The 17,106-nt window shown below is 71.2% G+C and carries 15 protein-coding genes; all 15 read right to left on the bottom strand.

The features are described from left to right. Window position 1 precedes the first annotated feature (1 nt). Window positions 2-661: a prepilin-type N-terminal cleavage/methylation domain-containing protein gene (locus tag BGO37_RS11195; RefSeq protein ID WP_291754874.1), complete on the bottom strand. Its 660-nt coding sequence runs from the start codon at window positions 659-661 to the stop codon at window positions 2-4. Beyond that, window positions 658-2,457 (bottom strand): type II secretion system protein, encoded by a 1,800-nt coding sequence (locus tag BGO37_RS11190; RefSeq protein ID WP_291754873.1) that lies wholly within the window; start codon window positions 2,455-2,457, stop codon window positions 658-660. The genes BGO37_RS11195 and BGO37_RS11190 overlap by 4 nt, the downstream gene beginning before the upstream one ends. A 51-nt stretch (window positions 2,458-2,508) precedes the next feature. Then, window positions 2,509-2,955 carry a type II secretion system protein gene (locus BGO37_RS11185; RefSeq protein WP_291754871.1) on the bottom strand — a complete coding sequence of 149 codons (447 nt, stop codon included), beginning with the start codon at window positions 2,953-2,955 and terminating at the stop codon, window positions 2,509-2,511. Window positions 2,956-3,039: 84 nt separating this feature from the next. Next, window positions 3,040-3,489 carry a type II secretion system protein gene (locus tag BGO37_RS11180; protein WP_291754869.1) on the bottom strand — a complete coding sequence of 150 codons (450 nt, stop codon included), beginning with the start codon at window positions 3,487-3,489 and terminating at the stop codon, window positions 3,040-3,042. A gap of 182 nt (window positions 3,490-3,671) precedes the next feature. Then, window positions 3,672-4,910, bottom strand: a complete 1,239-nt coding sequence (locus tag BGO37_RS11175) for a type II secretion system F family protein (protein WP_291754866.1) — start codon at window positions 4,908-4,910, stop codon at window positions 3,672-3,674. Next, entirely contained in the window at window positions 4,910-6,415 is a 1,506-nt protein-coding gene (locus BGO37_RS11170) for a type IV pilus twitching motility protein PilT (RefSeq protein ID WP_291754864.1), read from the bottom strand. Before BGO37_RS11170 ends, BGO37_RS11175 begins: the two co-directional genes overlap by 1 nt. Before the next feature lie 103 nt (window positions 6,416-6,518). After that, window positions 6,519-8,192 (bottom strand): GspE/PulE family protein, encoded by a 1,674-nt coding sequence (locus BGO37_RS11165; RefSeq protein ID WP_291754862.1) that lies wholly within the window; start codon window positions 8,190-8,192, stop codon window positions 6,519-6,521. Between the two features lie 225 nt (window positions 8,193-8,417). After that, complete coding sequence (locus tag BGO37_RS11160) at window positions 8,418-9,260, bottom strand: shikimate dehydrogenase (protein ID WP_291755204.1); 843 nt, start codon at window positions 9,258-9,260, stop codon at window positions 8,418-8,420. 13 nt (window positions 9,261-9,273) lie between these two features. Further along, window positions 9,274-10,488 (bottom strand): endolytic transglycosylase MltG, encoded by a 1,215-nt coding sequence (gene mltG / locus BGO37_RS11155; RefSeq protein WP_291754859.1) that lies wholly within the window; start codon window positions 10,486-10,488, stop codon window positions 9,274-9,276. Beyond that, complete coding sequence (ruvX, locus tag BGO37_RS11150; RefSeq protein ID WP_291755203.1) at window positions 10,485-11,021, bottom strand: Holliday junction resolvase RuvX; 537 nt, start codon at window positions 11,019-11,021, stop codon at window positions 10,485-10,487. Before ruvX ends, mltG begins: the two co-directional genes overlap by 4 nt. Window positions 11,022-11,023: 2 nt before the next feature. Continuing rightward, window positions 11,024-13,720 (bottom strand): alanine--tRNA ligase, encoded by a 2,697-nt coding sequence (gene alaS / locus BGO37_RS11145; protein WP_291754856.1) that lies wholly within the window; start codon window positions 13,718-13,720, stop codon window positions 11,024-11,026. Between the two features lie 95 nt (window positions 13,721-13,815). Continuing rightward, window positions 13,816-14,190: a hypothetical protein gene (locus BGO37_RS11140; RefSeq protein ID WP_291754853.1), complete on the bottom strand. Its 375-nt coding sequence runs from the start codon at window positions 14,188-14,190 to the stop codon at window positions 13,816-13,818. Then, entirely contained in the window at window positions 14,187-14,564 is a 378-nt protein-coding gene (locus tag BGO37_RS11135; protein ID WP_291754850.1) for a DUF948 domain-containing protein, read from the bottom strand. Before BGO37_RS11135 ends, BGO37_RS11140 begins: the two co-directional genes overlap by 4 nt. A gap of 141 nt (window positions 14,565-14,705) precedes the next feature. After that, window positions 14,706-15,332: a 30S ribosomal protein S4 gene (gene rpsD, locus BGO37_RS11130; protein WP_291754847.1), complete on the bottom strand. Its 627-nt coding sequence runs from the start codon at window positions 15,330-15,332 to the stop codon at window positions 14,706-14,708. A 313-nt stretch (window positions 15,333-15,645) separates the two neighbouring features. Beyond that, window positions 15,646-17,013 carry a replication-associated recombination protein A gene (locus BGO37_RS11125; protein ID WP_291754845.1) on the bottom strand — a complete coding sequence of 456 codons (1,368 nt, stop codon included), beginning with the start codon at window positions 17,011-17,013 and terminating at the stop codon, window positions 15,646-15,648. Window positions 17,014-17,106: the final 93 nt, after the last annotated feature.

Here is a 17,106-nt window from a genome sequence, read left to right as displayed (position 1 = left end):
CTCACCCTGGAGGAACCGGCAGGCACTGGCTGCCGGAGTAGCCGTACGTCGTGTTCCGCCCCGAGATCGAGGCGTCGATCGTCACGTTGTGCCCGTTGGCCACGTTCTTCGAGACCAGGTGCACCTTCAGCAGTCGTTCACCGTAGAGGCCGGCATTGCCGACGTCGAGGGTGAAAGGCGATCCCGACAGCAGGAGCCCTCGCGCGTTCACGGCCCAGGCCGTGACCTTCCCCGAGGACTGCCAGTCGCTCGTCCACGACCGCATCTGGAGCTGGTACGTGCCGACCGCCGACGGGTCGGGTACCAGCTGCCACTGGACGCACTTCTCGTCGCCGTTCGACTGCGTGTAGATCCGCATGCAGTCGCCGCTGTTGCCGCCCAGGTCGTGGCACGACGACAGGTAGGTCACCTCGTCGGCCGGGCTGAACAGCACGTTCCCCGAGCGCACCTGCCGGTCGATGATGGCCAGGGCTTGGCGTGCCTCGAACTCGGCGTCGGACGCCGACTGGGCGCCCTTGGTGACGTGCAGCGTGGCGATCAGCGCTCCGGTGATCATCGCCATCGCCATCGCGAACACCATCATCGCGACCAGCATCTCGGCGAGCGAGAGGCCGTCGTCCGGACGCCGCGCGAGCCGGCGTCGCAGCCAGCGGCGCATCATGCCGCGGCCGCCTTGTACGAGACGTTCGCGGTCAGCCCGCCCAGATCGGTGACGACCGCGAACGACGTGAGGAGCGAGCCGTTCACGAGCACGTCCACCTGCACGCTCGCCACCACAGATGCCGAGCCGTCGATCGTGGTCACGCACGCCGCCGCCTTGCAGTCGGTCGCAGGGTTGCCGGTCCGTGCCGTGGGCGTCCGTGAGATCGCCGGGCGCTGCACCGTGACGGTCGAGTCGTGGTAGACGAGCGTGATGGCGGGGCTGTACTGCACCGACGTCGTGGGGATCGTCCATGTCTGCGTGGGCGGCACCAGGCCGCCGGCCACTCCGGCGTAGCCGGAGAGGTCCACCGACGTGTAACCGGTGCCGTTCCAGACCTTCAACGTGCCCGTCCGGGTGAAGATCGGCGCCTTGCTGCCCACGCCCTCCTCGGCCCGGGCGGACTCGGCGAGGTTCGACACGGACCACAGCCCGCCGGTGAATCCCGACGGCGCGGACACGAAGCCGCCGGCGGCGAAGGTGGCCGTGCCCAGCGATCGGGTGGTCGACGCGTGGACGCAGTCGACCGGTGTCCCGGACCCGTCGCACGCGCCGGTGTTGGACGTGCCGAGGACGGCGGCGACGGCCCGGGACGGCTGCACCTGCGCGGAGAACGAGGCCAGGGTCAGGTTGGCGCTCAGCAGCGGCGAGATGTACTGCACGGTCGCCGGGCTGCCGCTCGCGCGCAGGTTCGACGACGCGCAGGGCCGCAGCTGGCCGGACGGTCCCGTCGTCAGGGCGGTGCCGGTCGAACCGACGCACGTCGAGCCGTCGGCCGCGATGGCGGCCGACGCGCCGCCCGAGTCGCTCGTCGACGGAGTGACGGCGAGCGTGCCGCCCGAGCCCGTGATGGACACCGAGGACGACGACTGCGCCGGGGTGACCACGCTGACCGACTGGTTCGGGGTCGACGACGGGTCGGAGTCGACCACGGCCTTGGCCGTCACACCCCCGCTGGTCGCCGGGGAGGCGCCGCCCTTGCTCTGGGCGGACGTCGTGACCGCGTTCGCTCCCCCGGTGGCGGTCTGCTCCACCTGGAACGTCGCCGAGGCCGTCGAGAAGTTGAGCAGCAGCTGGTCCGTGTCGGTGCCCAGGATCGGCTGCGTCGAGTCGTTGATGTCGCTGATCGTCACACCGCTGAGGGCCTCGCCGGCGCGGGCGGTGACGTACGCCTGGCAGGGAGCGGCGAAGGGGCTGTTGGCGGTCGAGAGGCAGCCGGCCGGCGAGAACGTCGTGGACCGCTCCAGCGACGTCCGGCCGCCGGGCCAGACGGAGCTCGACCAGTGGACGACCGCGGTGAGGTTGTAGGTCTGGTTCCCACCCGTCAGTGCGGGGGTCGTGACGTAGTCGTAGACGCGGTAGGTCACCTGGTCGACCGACACGTCGGCCCACTGGCCCGACACGGTGTTGACGACGAGCGACTCCGAACCGGTCGTCAGCAGTCCGGCGGGCGGTGTGAACGTGCTCACCCCGCTGACGGTGGCGGCGTACGGGTTCGGCGTCTTGAGCGACGAGCTGGCGGCGGCCAGCGTCACCGTGTCGTAGGGCAACGCGCGCAGGCGCTCGAGCTCCTGGGTTGCCAGCGCGGTGGCGGCTTGCCGCTGCTTGGCCTGCTCGACGGTCTTGAGGGTCCCGACCACGCCGTACACCAGGGCGGTCATCACCATGACCGTGATCACCATCGCGACGATGACCTCGATCAGCGTGAAGCCCGCGTCACCGCTGGCGCGCCGTGCCAGCGCCCGACGAATCCGCATCGTCACGTTGGCTCCTCTCACTGCCGCGGGTCGGTCATCGAGTCGGGCTTTCTAGCAGGTCGCGCCGGCGACGAGACCGCTGACGCTGAAGCTCCAGGTCTCCGTCCGGGCGCCGGGCATGGTCGGGGCCACGGTCAAGCAGAAGTCCGTGGCGCTCTGAGCGCTGCCCGTCAGGCTGTCCCCGCGCGACAGGCGACCGGTCTGGGTGTACGAGCCCCCGGAGGCGGTGTCAGTCAGCGTCCAGACCTCCCCGGCGCTCGATGCCACCAGCGGGAGCGAGCCGTCGACGTAGTAGGAGACGACCTCGCGGCCGACGTTCGCGACGTCGCTCTTGGCGGCGGTCTCCGCGGCCTTCTGGCGCTGGGAGAGGAAGATCGGGATGGCGATCGCCGCCAGGACGGCGACGATGATCATGACCACGAGCAGCTCGATGAGCGCGAAGCCGTCTGCCCCCGTCGCTGGGCCGCCCGGGTCTGACGGGCGCCTGTCTCTCGTCACGGTGTCCCTCCCCTGCTCGGTGCCATCGCTGAGGGGGGCGGCCACGGTGTGGCTACCCCCCTCAGCGAGACTGTCCGTCCTACCTCAGCAACCGGTCCCGTCGGCCACGAGGCCGTTCTGAGCCGAGTACTTGACGATCGAACGCGTTCCGCCGGTGTAGTTGACCTGCACGCACCACGAGGTCGAGGCCGCCTGCACCGAGCTGGTGTCGGTGGTCTTGAGCACCACGCCGGTGACGTTCTTGGACTCGGCGCCGACGTCGACGCTGTTCACCTGGTAGCGGTTGGAGACGATCGCGACGCCGGTCGCGTCAGGGAGCACCGCGGTGGCGTCCACGTAGTAGGTGGCGACCTCCTTGCCGAGCGTCGAGACGTCCGACGTGCCGGCGGTGTCGTTCGCCTTCTTGCGCTGGTTGAGGAAGATCGGGATCGCGATGGCCGCGAGGATGCCGATGATGATCATGACGACGAGGAGCTCGATGAGGGTGAAGCCCTCGTCCTTCTCCTGCATCGACTTGTGGATGCGAGCGATCATGTCCAGTCTCCGTTGAGTCGGGAGGGTCTTTTCCTGCTGCATCCGGCCGCGGTGGCCGGCTCAGGTCTTGCTGGTGGTGCTGACGTGCATTCCGGGTATCGTCGCCGGGGGCCGGGCACTTGAGTCCGTTGGGTCCGTTTCGTCGACATTCACCCGGACGGCCGAAGGGGCGCCGAAGGGCCTCACTGGATGACGTTGAAGATGCTGAAGATCGGCATGTACAGGCCGATGACGATGAAGCCGATGATGCCGCCGACGATGACGATCATGATCGGCTCGATGAGGCTGGTGAGCTGCTCGGTGGTGGACTCGACCTCGTCGTCGTAGAAGTCCGCCACCTTGCTCAGCATGGTGTCGAGGGCGCCGGTGTCCTCGCCGACGGCCATCATCTGCACCACCATCGGTGGGAACACCGGGTGCTGCGACAGCGGCCCGGCCAGCGACTCGCCCCGGCGCACCGAGTCCTGCACGGACTTGGCGGCGTGCTCGACGACGATGTTGCCGCTCGTCTCCCCGACGATGTCGAGCGCCTGGAGGATCGGGACGCCCGACTTGATCATGGTCCCGAAGTTTCGGGTGAAACGGGAGACCGCGATCTTCTTCCACAAAGGCCCGAAAACGGGCACCTTCAGCTTGAACGGGTCGACCTTCTCCCGCACCGCGGCGTCGTTCTTGTGCCGGCCCCACCAGATCGCGAAGACGATGATCGCCACGACCAGCGGGCCGATCCCGATCTTGAGCGCGCTCGAGAGGAACACCAGGAACTGCGTCAGCGGCGGAAGCTTGCCACCGAGCTGCGAGAACATGTTCGCGAAGATCGGGACGATGAACAGGAGCATCCCGATCATGGCGAGCATCGCGAAGATGAAGATGATCGTCGGGTAGGTCATCGCGGACTTGATCTTGCCGCGGAGCTTGACCTCCTTCTCGAAGTTCGTCGCCACCGACAGCAGCACCTCGTCGAGGAAGCCGCCGACCTCGCCCGCCCGGACCATGTTCACCATGAGCGGCGGGAAGACCAGCGGGTGCTTGCCGAGCGACTGCGAGAAGGACTGCCCGGTCTCCACGTCGTTCCGGACCTGGGCGAGCACCTTCGCGAGCCCCTTGGACTCGGTCTGGTCGGCGAGGATCGCCAGCGCCCGGATGAGCGAGAGGCCCGAGTTGATCATCGTCGCGAGCTGCCGGGAGGCGATGGCCAGGTCCTTGATCTTGACCTTGTCGCCGCCGAACCCGGGGATCGAGATGTCCCGGCTGAGGCCGGTGTTGCTCACCTCGTTGATGGAGACGGCCGCCAGGCCCATCTCGCGCAGCCGGCCGGCGACGGCCGCCTGGTTGTTCGCCTCGACGCGGCCCTTGACGATCTTGCCGGACTTGTCCCGGACCGCGTACTCGAAGGTCTTGGTCCCCGTGGCGCCGGCCATCACAGCACCTGCCCGAGCGTCGGCTCCATGAGGCCGGCCTGGCCCTGCGTCTGGCCGGAGAAGCGGCCGGTCAGCCGGTTGTAGTCCTCGACGTGGTGGCACTTCTCGAGGCCGACCTCGTAGCTGATCCGCCCGTTGCGCACGAGGTCGGCCAGGTGCTGGTCGAGCGTGTGCATCCCCTGCTGCGCCCCCGCCTGCATCGCCGAGTAGATCTGGTAGGTCTTGCCGTCGCGCACGAGGTTCCGGATCGCGGGCGTGGCCACCAGCACCTCGGTGGCCACCACACGCCCGGGCGCGTCCGACCGCTTGCACAGCGTCTGGCAGACCACGGCCTGCAGGGTGCCGGCCAGCTGCGTGCGCACCTGCGCCTGCTGGTGCGACGGGAACACGTCGATGATGCGGTCGACGGTCTGCGCGGCGTCCTGCGTGTGCAGCGTGGCGAAGACGAGGTGACCGGTCTCGGCCGCGGTCAGCGCGACGGAGATGGTCTCGAGGTCGCGCATCTCGCCGACCAGGATGATGTCCGGGTCCTGCCGCAGCACGTGCTTGAGGGCGTTCGCGAACGAGTGGGTGTCCTGGCCCACCTCGCGCTGGTTGACGACGCACTTCTTGTGGCGGTGGAGGAACTCGATCGGGTCCTCGACCGTCATGATGTGGTCCTCGCGCGTGCGGTTGGCGAGGTCGATGATCGACGCGAGCGTCGTCGACTTGCCGGAGCCCGTCGGGCCCGTCACCAGGACGAGCCCGCGCGGCAGCCCGGCGAAGGTGCTGATCACGGGCGGCAGCCCGAGGGATTCCAGGGACTTGATCTCGTACGGGATCACCCGGAACGCGGCGCCGATCGACTCGCGCTGCTGGTAGATGTTGACGCGGAACCGGGCCAGTCCTCGGACTGCGTAGGAGAAGTCGAGCTCCAGCTCCTCCTCGAAGTGCTCCCGCTGGCGCTGGGTGAGGATCGCGTAGAGCGATCGGCGCAACGGCTCGGGCAGGACGATGGTGTACCCCTCGAGGGCGTGCAGCGCACCGGAGACCCTGACCATCGGCGGGGCGCCGGCGGTCAGGTGCACGTCCGACGCGTTGAGCCGCACCATCTCCTGGAGGATCTCGTCGATCGGCAGCTCGTCGCCGTGGAGCTCGACCTGGCCGACCCGCACGGGACGCCCTGCGGTCGAGACCGGCTGGCCGACAGGTCGCGGCAAGTCGGTGCTGGGAACGGAGCCCAAGGTCGCCGATGTGGCCGGCACCGTGGGGGGCGATGGCACCGGGGCCGCCGGGGGCGCGACCGGTGCGGTCGGCAGGCCGCCCGAGCTCGTCGGGACCTGGGGGTAGTAGCTGCCGGCCGCGGCGACCGGCGCCGCCGGCGGGACCGGGGCGCTCTGTGACGGCACGGGCGAGAACGTGAAGCCCGAGGCCGGGTAGGTGCCACCCGGCTGACGCTGCGCGTCGGTCGGCAGGTAGGAGTGCTGCGGCGGGACCGCCGGCGTCCGAGGATAGGGCTCGCTCACTTGGTCGCCTCCACGTGCTGTCGGGCTCTCGCCCTGCTGACCGGGCCTGATGCCTGATGTGGCATCGGGTTCCGATCGGTCCGACTTGAGCCGAACGTCCGGATCACGCCACGACCCGCAGGATCTCCTCGATCGACGTCTGGCCGAGCCTGACCTTCTCCCAGCCGTCGTCCCGCAGGGCGACCATGCCCTGCTTCAGCGCGGTCGCGGCGATCTCGGCGCTCGACGAATGGGAGACGGCGTGCCGCTCGATCTCCTCCGTCACGGGCATCACCTCGTGGAGCGCCATCCGGCCGTGGTACCCGGTGCGCGAGCAGGAGACGCAGCCGACGGGCCTGAAGAGCTCCGGCATCGGCTCCCCCGGCTGCCACGGGAAGCGGGCCGAGAGCAGGTCCTCGGGCGTCGGCCGGTACTCGGCCTTGCACTTCTCGCACAGGCGACGCGCGAGTCGCTGCGCCACCACGCAGTCGAGCGCCGAGCCGACGAGGAACGGCTCGATACCCATCTCGATGAGGCGCGTGATGGCGCTCGGGGCGTCGTTCGTGTGCAGGGTCGAGAGCACCAGGTGACCGGTGAGGGCGGCCTCGATCGCGATCTGCGCCGTCTCGTGGTCGCGGATCTCACCGAGGAGGACGACGTCGGGGTCGCTGCGCAGGATCGACCGCAGGGCACCGGCGAAGGTGAGTCCCGCCTTGGGGTTGACCTGGACCTGGTTGATGTTCGGCAGCCGGTACTCGACCGGGTCCTCGACCGTGATGACGTTGATCTCGGGCCGGGACACCGCGTTGAGGGTCGCGTACAGCGTCGTCGACTTCCCCGACCCGGTCGGCCCCGTCACCAGGATCATCCCGTAGGGCTTGCTGTACGACGCGTGGTACGTCTCGTAGTTGCGGTCGAGGAAGGACAGGTCGCGCAGGTCGAGGCTCGCCGTCGAGTTGTCGAGGATGCGCATGACGATCTTCTCGCCCCACACCGTCGGCAGCGTCGCGACGCGGAGGTCGATCTTGCGCCCGCTGTGGACCACCGACATGCGCCCGTCCTGCGGCTTGCGCTTCTCGGCGATGTCGATCTCGCTCATGATCTTGACGCGGCTGATCACGCCGCCCTGGATGTTCTTGGGCGAGCGCTGGACCTCGTGCAGCACGCCGTCGATGCGGTAGCGGACCCGCAGGTCCTTCTCGGTCGGCTCGATGTGGATGTCGGAGGCGCGGTCGGTGATCGCCTGGGTGACCAGCAGGTTGACGTAGCGGACGATCGGCGCGTCGTCGTCGACGACGTCGCCCATCCGCGCCAGGTCGTTCTCCGGCTCGGCGGTGACGTCCTCGTACGCGGTGGAGAGGTTCTCCATCTCGTCCTCGGCACGGCAGAACCGGTCGATCGCGCGCAGCACGTTGTCGTACGTCGCGATGGCGGGACGCACCGGCATCCCCACGACGGTGCGGACGTCGTCGATCGCGACGACGTTGCCCGGGTCGGCGGTCGCCAGCGTCAGCTGCCCGTCGTGGATCGCGATCGGGAGCACCGTGTAGCGGCGGCAGACGGCTGCCGGCACCAGCGAGATCGCCTGCCGGTCGACCGGGTAGTCGTCGAGGTCGACGTACTGCATGCCGACCTGCTCGGCCAGCGCCTGCACCAGCTGGCCCTCGCTCAGGTACCCGAGCTCCACGAGCGTGCGCCCGAGGGAGGAGTTGCGCGTGCCCTGCTCGTCCATCGCGGCGAGCAGCTGCGCTTCCGTGACCAGACCCTCGTCCAGCAGGATCTCGCCGAGCTGCTTCACGGACGTCCTCCCTGTTCCGGCACCCGCACCTGGCGCCGCCTCCTACATCGGCAGACGAACGCCGGGACCTGAGCCCCGGCGCCGTGCCTCGCCCGCAGTCGTCCGACGACACCAAACGGGCGAAACCGGGCGTGCGAGGGGACTCTATGCGTGCGCTCGCGCGCCGCGGAAGGGTGGTGTCGGGTGATCCGACCGGGTGAAACCCGTCACCCGTGGGAGGGATCGCTACCGGGCGGCCAGGGCAGCGTCGAGCGCGCCGGCCATCTGCTCGAGCGGGGCCGGCCGGCCGGTCATGAGCCGCACCTGCTCGGCCGCCTGGTGCAGGAGCATCCGTTCGCCGCCGACGACCGTCCCACCGGCCGCCGCCCACGCAGCACCGAGTGCGGTGGGACGAGGCTCGTACGCGACGTCGAGCAGCACTCCCCGCAGCGTCCCCGGGAGGGTGGCGGCGAGCTCGTCGGCCCCGTGGGGCGGGAGGGTGGCGATGACGACGTCGGCGCCGGCAAGCTCGTCGTGCGCCCGTTCGTAGCCCCGGAACTGCGGCGCGACGCCCATCCGGTGCGCGGCGCGGACGAGCGCGCCCGAGCGGCCGAGCGAGCGCACGTAGACGAGGGCGTCGGTAACGCCCAGCTCGGCCAGCGCCGCCAGCGAGGAGGCGGCCGTCGCTCCCCCGCCGAGCACCGCCGCGGTGACCGGGACGCGGCCCGCGAGGCCCTCCCGGAGCGCCGCCGCGATGCCGTGCACGTCGGTGTTCGCGCCGACGAGCGAGTAGCCGCCGCGCTCCGGCTGCACGAGCACCGTGTTGACCGCGCCGACGACCTCGGCCAGCGGCTGGACGTGGTCGAGCAGCGGCAGCACCGCCTGCTTGAGCGGCATCGTCAGGGACAGGCCCGCCCAGCCGGCGTCCAGGCCGGCGAGGAAGCGGACGAGGTCCTCCGCCGTGACGTCCTCGGCGGTGTAGCGCCACCGGTCGAGGCCGAGCGCCCGGTACGCCGCCCGGTGGAGCACCGGGGACAGCGAGTGCGCGATCGGGTGCCCCAGCACCGCGGCGCGCCGCGACGTCACCACCACGTCGTCACGGTCAGGGAGTGGCCGTCGCCGAGGGGTGGTCCCGCAGCCACTGGGCCAGCTGAGCGACGTCCGCGGTGTGCTGGGCGAACGTCTCCTCGAACTTCGTCTCCTTGGTCGAGGGGTCGACCAGCTGCCAGAACATCCATTTGCCGTCCGCGGGGTTGAGCACCGCGTCGATCGCGCTCTCGCCCGGTGAGGCGATCGGCGTCGGGGGCAGCCCCGTGTGCGCGTAGGTGCTGTAGGGGTTGGAGGCGTCGTTGTTCTGCGCGGTCGTCGGCGCCGTGGTCTGGCCGAGCCCGTAGGACGTCGTCGCGTCGATCTGCAACGCCATGTCCTGAGCGAGCCGGTTCTCGATGACACGGGCCATCGGGGCCTGGTCCTCCGGACGGCCGGCCTCGCGCTCGACGAGCGACGCCTTGGTCAGGACGGTCTTCCACTGGTCCTGCGGGACGCCCTTGGCGGTCAGCACCTTGACCGTCTGCGCGCTCATCTGCTTGAGCACGCTCGCGGCGGTGGCCTTCGGCTCGATCTGGTACGTGCTCGGGAACAGCCAGCCCTCGGCGTTGCCGCCCGCCTCGGCGGGCAGGCCGATCGCCGCAGGGTCCTTCAGCGCGGCGTTCAGGTCGTCGACCGGGATCAGCGTGACCTCGTTGACGCGCTGGACGATCTGCTTGACCGTGTATCCCTCCGGGATCGTCACCTTCATCGAGACGCGGTTCGCCGGGTTGAGCAGCGCCGTCACGGCGTCGGCGGCCCGCTGCTCCTTGAGCAGGCTGTAGGTGCCGGGCTGGATCTTCGAGGCGTCGGGGTTCGCGGCGAACGCGTCACGGAAGGCCTTCTCCGTCGCCACCACACCGGCGTCCTTCAGGGTCACCGCCATCGCCGCACCCGTGTCGCCCGAGTTGATCACCACGGTCGCCGGCGGGTACGCGCCCGGGCCTGGATAGTCCTGCACGGCCGCGTCGGCGCCGCCACCCCCGTGGTTCCCGAAGACCGACCAGCCGACGTAGATCGCCCCGGCCGCCAGCAGCAGGCAGACGACGATCGCGACGACCCGGCTGCGCCGGTGCTGCGACTTCAGCCGGGCGGCGTGCTGCCGGTCGCGGGCACGGCTGCGCCGGGGTGGTTCCTGCTGCGGCACGGGGCTGCCGCCACCGCCGAGGGCGTCGGGCGACGGCGGTGCGCCGTCCATGGGGGGCCACCAGTCGATGCGGCTGTCGCTCACCAGTCCGTCACTCCCGAGTCGTCTGGCCGGTCCGCGTGCCCCCCATGCGCGCCTTCGAGCGGGTCGGCTCCGACCAGCTCGCCGGGATGCCGTCCCGTGGCGCGCTCCGCGTCCAACGCGTCCTGCAGAATCACCACCGCTGCCGCCTGGTCGACGACCGAGCGGTGCTTGCGTCCGGGTCTCCCCGACGCCCGCAGCGCACGATGGGCGGACACCGTGCTCATCCGCTCGTCGACGAGACGCACCTGGACTGGTGCGACCCGCTGCGCCAAGGTGACAGCGTACGCGCGCGCGCCGCCTGCGGAAGCGCCTTCGGCGCCCGACAGGTGGCGGGGCAGGCCGACGTACACGGTCCGTGCACCGCGCTCACGCACCTCGCCCACGATCGTCTCGAGGTCTCCACCCCCGCGCGGCAGGGTCGCCACGGGCGTCGCGATGAGACCGTCCGGGTCGCTGGCCGCCAGGCCGACGCGCACCGTCCCGACGTCCACCCCGATCCGGGGTCCGCGCACGACGAGGTCGAGGTCCGCCACGCTCACGCCGGGACCGCTGCGACGATCGCCTCCAGCGCCGCCCGGACCTGGGTCGCGTCCTGCCCACCGCCCTGCGCCACGTCGTCCTTGCCGCCGCCGCCGCCGCCGAGCACCTGCGACGCCACGCGGACGAGGGCGCCGGCCCGCAGTCCCGCCTCCCGCGCGGGGGCGTTCGTCGCGACGACGACGACCGGGCGGCCCTTGCTCGTCCCCGCGACGGCGACCACGGACGGCGCGGAGTCCCCGAGCCGTGTGCGGACGTCGAGCACCAGCGTGCGCAGGTCGTCGGCCGACGCGATCTCGCCGGCGTCGCTCGCCACGACGCGCGTGGTGCCGACGATGACGGGCGCGCCGGCGAGGGTGCTCGCCTGGGCCAGGAGGCGGCCCTGGTGCAGGCCGGCGAGCTCCTTCTCGGAGTCCTTGAGCCTGGTGAGCAGGTTCGAGACCCGGTCGGCCAGCTCGTCGGGCCGCGCACCCAGCAGGCCGGACAGCTGCCCGACGAGCGCCCGCTCCCTGGCGTGCTGGCTGTAGGCCCCGTCGCCGACGAGCGCGTCCACGCGGCGCACGCCCGAACCGATGGACGCCTCCCCCAGCAGCGTGACCAGACCGAGCTCGCCCGACTGCTTGACGTGGGTGCCCGCGCAGAGCTCGAGCGACCAGTCGCCACCGATGGACACGACGCGGACGATATTCCCGTACTTCTCGCCGAACAGGGCCATCGCGCCCAGGGCGCGCGCCTCGTCGATCGGCATCGTCCGGTCGGTCACCTCGAGGTTGTCCTGGAGGCGCTCGTTGACGCGGCCCTCGATCGTCGCGAGCGACCCCGACGGGACGGCCGAGCCGGAGCGGAAGTCGAAGCGCAGGCGGCTCGGCGCGTTCTCCGACCCCGCCTGCGTCGCGGTGGACCCGAGCTCCTCGCGTAGGGCCTTGTGGACCATGTGGGTGGCCGTGTGGGCGCGGGCGATCGCGCGGCGGCGGTCCGTGTCGATGGACGCCGTGCCCGGCTCGCCGAACGTCACCGTGCCGTCGACCAGGCGGCCGCGGTGGACGTTGAGGCCCTTGATCGGCGCCTGGACGTCGTCGACCTCCATGCGGGCGCCGCCGTCGAACAGGATGACGCCCTGGTCGGCGAGCTGACCGCCCGCCTCGGCGTAGAACGGCGTGATGTCGAGGATGACCTCGACGTTGGCCGGGGCGGTGGCGGCCGGCGCCGGCTGGCCGTCCACGAGCAGGCCGACGACGTTGCCGCGGGCGATCGTGTCGGTGTAGCCGACGAACCGCACCGCGTGGCCGGTGTCGCCGAGCAGCCGCTGGTGGACCTCGTTGTAGACCTGGGTGTTCGCGTGGCCGGTCTTCTTCGCCAGCGCGTCGGCGCGGGCCCGGGACCTCTGCTCCGCCATGAGCGAGCGGAACGCCTGCTCGTCGACGTCGACGCCCTGCTCCGCCGCCATCTCCAGGGTCAGGTCGATCGGGAAGCCGTAGGTGTCGTGCAGCGCGAACGCCTGCTCGCCGGACAGCACCGGCGTGCTCCCCTGCGGGGTCGAGCGGCGGGCCGAGGCGACCGCGGTGTCGAGGATCGTCGTCCCGGACTCCAGGGTCCGCAGGAAGGCCTCCTCCTCGCCGTACGCGATCTGCGAGATGCGGGCGAAGTCGGTCGCGACGTTCGGGTAGCTCGGGCTCATGGCGTCGCGGCTGACGGGCAGCAGCTCGGGCATGACCGGCTCGTGGACGCCCAGCAGGCGCATCGACCGGATGGTGCGGCGCAGCAGGCGGCGCAGCACGTAGCCACGACCCTCGTTGGAGGGCGTCACGCCGTCGCCGATGAGCATGAGGGCGCTGCGGACGTGGTCGGCGACGACGCGCATCCGCACGTCCTCGGTCTCGTCCGTGCCGTAGGTGTGGCCGGTGATCTCCTGGGCGCGTTGGATGACGGGAAAGACCTCGTCGATCTCGTACATGTTGCGCTTGCCCTGGAGCACGAACGCGATCCGCTCGAGGCCGGCACCGGTGTCGATGGCCTTCTTGTCGAGCTCGCCGAGGAGCGGGTAGTCCTTGCCCTGACCCTCGCCGCGCACGAACTGGTCGAAGACGAGGTTCCAGACCTCCAGGTACCGGTCGCCGCCGGGGTCGACGGTCCCGCCGACCGCCTCCGGGCCGAACTCCGGGCCGCGGTCGATGTGGAACTCGGCGCAGGGGCCCGCCGGGCCGGGCTGGCCGGTGTCCCAGAAGATCTTCTCCCGGGGCAGCTGGACGATGTGCCGGCGGTCGATGCCCACCTTCTGCAGGGCGTCGAGCGAGACGTCGTCCTGGTCCCAGATCGTCACCCACAGCTTGTCGCCGTCAAACCCGTAGCCGCCGTCGCCGTGCGCGGACGTCAGCAGGTCCCACGCGAACTCGATGGCGCCTTCCTTGAAATAGTCGCCGAACGAGAAGTTGCCGTTCATCTGGAAGAACGTGCCGTGGCGGGTGGTCTTGCCGACGTTCTCGATGTCGTTGGTGCGGATGCACTTCTGCACCGAGGCCACGCGCGGCCACGGCGGCTCCTGGGTGCCGAGGATGTACGGGATGAACGGCACCATGCCCGCGATCGTGAAGAGGATCGAGGGGTCGGGCGAGATGAGCGGCACCGACGGCACGATGGCGTGGTCCTTGGACTCGAAGTAGTCGAGCCAGCGCTGGCGGATCTCGGCGGTACGCATGGTGTCCTTCGTCGTTCTCGGCGCGCCCGAGCGGGGGCGCGGCTCCTCTAGGTCAAGCGTCGCAGACGCGCGAACGTTCCGCGGAACCGGTCCGCTCAGAAGAAGGCGTACCCGTCGTCGTCGTCCGGGTCCTCGAGCTGGTCGGAGGCCCAGGCGGGCGGCACGCGACGGGACTGGGCGGCCGGGCCGCGCGATCCGCGCAGCTCGGCCCAGGCAGCTCGGCCCTTGCTCTTGATCTCGTCGAGGTCCGCGTCGTCCCCGAGGAGCGCGGTCCGCAGCTCGGCCTCGCGCTCGGCCACGCCGGCGGTGAACTCGCCGAGCACCCCGCGGGCGGTGCGGCGCACCTTCGCGGCGGTGTCGATCGCCGCCGCGGCGTCCGCCGGCACGTACTGCGCGTACAGCCGGCGGCCGTACCGCACCACGACGACCGTCAGCCCGACGCCGACGCCGATCCAGAACAGCCGCCTCATGCCTTGGACCTCGAGCCGAAGACCGACAGGGCGCGCCGCACGCCATGGGTGAACGCCGCCGCCTTGATCATGGGCCCGCCCACCGTCGCGGCGAACAGGGCGGTCAGCGCGGAGACGTTCTGCGAGACGTCGGCGGCTGCGGTGGTGACCTTGTCGACCTTCTCCAGCTGCACGTTGCCGGAGGCCACGGCCTTGGCGGCCTCGTCGATGACCGGCAGCGTGTGGTCGGTCATCTCGGTGAGCGCACGGGTCGCCGAGTCGAAGGTGCGGCCCAGCTTGACCAGCGGCACGGCGAGGATGCCGACGAGCACGGCGAACCCGAGGGCCGCCAGCAACCCGGCGATCGCTGCGAGCAAACGCGCGACCTCAGCCACCATGCCGCTCCCTTCGTCACCGGACGCGGTGCGCCCGTGCCACCTGGCACACCTTATCGACCCGACCCCCGTGACCCGGGCGGATGCGGCGACGCCCCGCGTGCCGTGGCAGCGCGGGGCGTCGTCGTCGAGCGGTCTGGGTCAGCGGGCGTAGTACTCGACGACCAGCTGGACCTCGCAGGTCACCGGGACCTCGGAGCGCTTCGGGCGGCGGACCAGCACGGCGGTCAGCTTCTCGAGCTGCACGTCGAGGTAGCCCGGAACGGCCGGGAGCACGTCGCGGTGGGCACCGGCGGCCGCGATCTGGAACGGCACCGTCGGCTGGCTCTTCGGCTTGATCATGAGGGTCTGGCCCTCCTTCACCCGCTGGCTCGGGCGGTCGACGATCTTGCCGTCGAGCAGCACGTGCCGGTGGGTGACCACCTGGCGGGCCTGGAGGATGGTGCGGGCGAAGCCGGCGCGCAGGACGAGCGCGTCCAGCCGGGTCTCGAGGTCCTCGACGAGCGCCTCACCGGTCAGGCCCGGAGCCTTGCGGGCGTTCTCGTACGCCTTCTGCAGCTGCTTCTCGCGCAGCGCGTACTGGGCGCGGAGCCGCTGCTTCTCGCGGAGGCGGACCGCGTAGTCCGACTCGGTGCGGCGGCGGGCACGGCCGTGCTCCCCGGGCGGGTAGGGGCGCTTCTCGAAGTGCTTGACGGCCTTGGGCGTGAGGGCCAGGCCGAGCGCGCGGCTCAGGCGGACCTGGCGGCGCGAGCGGGTCACGTTCGTCACAGCTGAATCGTTCCTGTCGTTGTTGACGTCACACCCACGATCGGGCGGGTTTGCCCGGTGGGCGTGGGGCCGACCATGTGGTGCCCGCGCGAGGCGGGACCGGCTAAGACCCCAGGTGGTTCGCGCACGACGAGCGCACGGCGAACCCCGACACTCTACCGGACGCCCGACCGCCGTGCGGACTCCGGTGCAGCCCGGACCGCTCCCAGCGGTCCGCCGCTCACCGACGTGAGCCCAGGGATCCGGCCCGTCCCGGGCCGGCCCGACTCCGGTGAGGCCTGGACCGCTCCGGACGGTCCAGGCGGCACCGGAGTCAGCCCGGAGGGTCGAGGAGCTGGCGGATCCGCTCCAGCCGCTCGGCCACCTGCCGCTCGTAGCCACGGTCGCTCGGCTCGTAGTACCGGGTGCCGACGAGCTCGTCGGGCAGGTACTGCTGGGCGGCGACCGCGTGCGGCTCGTCGTGCGCGTAGACGTAGCCCTTGCCGTGCCCCAGCCGCGCCGCGCCCGCGTAGTGCGCGTCGCGCAGGTGGGCGGGCACCGAGCCGAGCCGCCCGGCGCGCACGTCCTCCAGCGCCCGGTTGATGCCGAGGTAGGACGCGTTGGACTTCGGCGCGGTCGCCAGGTGCACCACGGCCTCCGCCAGCACGATGCGGGCCTCGGGCATGCCGATGAGCTGGACGGCCTGCGCCGCCGCGACCGCCGTCTGCAGGGCGCTCGGATCGGCCATCCCGACGTCCTCGGCGGCGGCGATGACGATGCGCCGCGCGACGAACCGCGGGTCCTCCCCCGCGGCGAGCATGCGCGCGAGGTAGTGGAGGGCAGCGTCGACGTCCGAACCACGCATCGACTTGATGAACGCGCTGATGACGTCGTAGTGCTGGTCGCCGTCCCGGTCGTAGCGGACCGCCGCGACGTCCACGGCCTTCTCCATCGTGGCGAGGTCGACCCGTACGGTCCCGTCCTGGGGCTCGAGCAGCGCGGCTCCGGCGGCGGCCTCGAGGATGGTCAGCGCCTTGCGCGCATCACCGCCGGCGAGGCGCAGCAGGTGCTCCTCGGCGTCGTCGTCCAGCACGACCGTCCCCGCGAGGCCGCGCTCGTCGGCGACCGCGCGCCGGACCAGGCCGCGCACGTCCTCGGTCGAGAGCGGGCGCAGCGTGAGCAGCAGCGACCGCGACAGGAGCGGCGAGTTGACGGAGAACGACGGGTTCTCCGTCGTGGCCGCGACGAGCGTCACCCAGCGGTTCTCGACGCTGGGCAGGAGCGCGTCCTGCTGCGCCTTGGTGAAGCGGTGGACCTCGTCGATGAACAGCACCGTCTCGGCGCCGCCGGTGGCCAGCCGACGACGCGCGTCCTCGATGACCTCACGGACCTCCTTGACGCCGGCCGTGACGGCCGACATCTCGACGAACCGGCGGCCGGAGGTCGCGGCGGCGAGGTACGCCAGCGTCGTCTTGCCCGTGCCCGGCGGCCCCCAGAGCACGATCGACGCCGGCGCCGTGCGTGCCGCCGCGGCGTCCGCCGGCTCGACGAGCCGCCGCAGCGGAGACCCCGGCTCGAGCAGGTGGTCCTGCCCGGCGACCTCCGCGAGCGTGCGCGGACGCATCCGCACGGCGAGCGGCGCGCCCGGGCCGACCTCCGGCAGGCCGGCGGCGGTGGACGTCACCGCGTCGAACAGATCCACGGCCGCCACCCTACGCACCGCCACCCCCACGCCCCGCCCACCCCCGACTCGTCATTTTCCTGACCGATCCGCAGCGGATCACAACCGATCGTT

Origin of the sequence: Cellulomonas sp. 73-92 (assembly GCF_001898175.1) — a bacterium.
Taxonomy (GTDB): Bacteria; Actinomycetota; Actinomycetes; order Actinomycetales; family Cellulomonadaceae; genus Cellulomonas.
Note: the sequence above shows the minus strand (reverse complement) of the source record. Positions and strands in the feature narration are given on the sequence as shown.

What these genes read in the sequence shown, in the direction of transcription:
- BGO37_RS11180 (WP_291754869.1), bottom strand. Translation starts at nt 3,489, where the DNA reads ATGATCGCTCGCATCCACAAGTCGATGCAGGAGAAGGACGAGGGCTTC.
- BGO37_RS11175 (WP_291754866.1), bottom strand. Translation starts at nt 4,910, where the DNA reads ATGGCCGGCGCCACGGGGACCAAGACCTTCGAGTACGCGGTCCGGGAC.
- BGO37_RS11190 (WP_291754873.1), bottom strand. Translation starts at nt 2,457, where the DNA reads ATGCGGATTCGTCGGGCGCTGGCACGGCGCGCCAGCGGTGACGCGGGC.
- BGO37_RS11195 (WP_291754874.1), bottom strand. Translation starts at nt 661, where the DNA reads ATGATGCGCCGCTGGCTGCGACGCCGGCTCGCGCGGCGTCCGGACGAC.
- BGO37_RS11140 (WP_291754853.1), bottom strand. Translation starts at nt 14,190, where the DNA reads ATGAGGCGGCTGTTCTGGATCGGCGTCGGCGTCGGGCTGACGGTCGTC.
- alaS (WP_291754856.1), bottom strand. Translation starts at nt 13,720, where the DNA reads ATGCGTACCGCCGAGATCCGCCAGCGCTGGCTCGACTACTTCGAGTCC.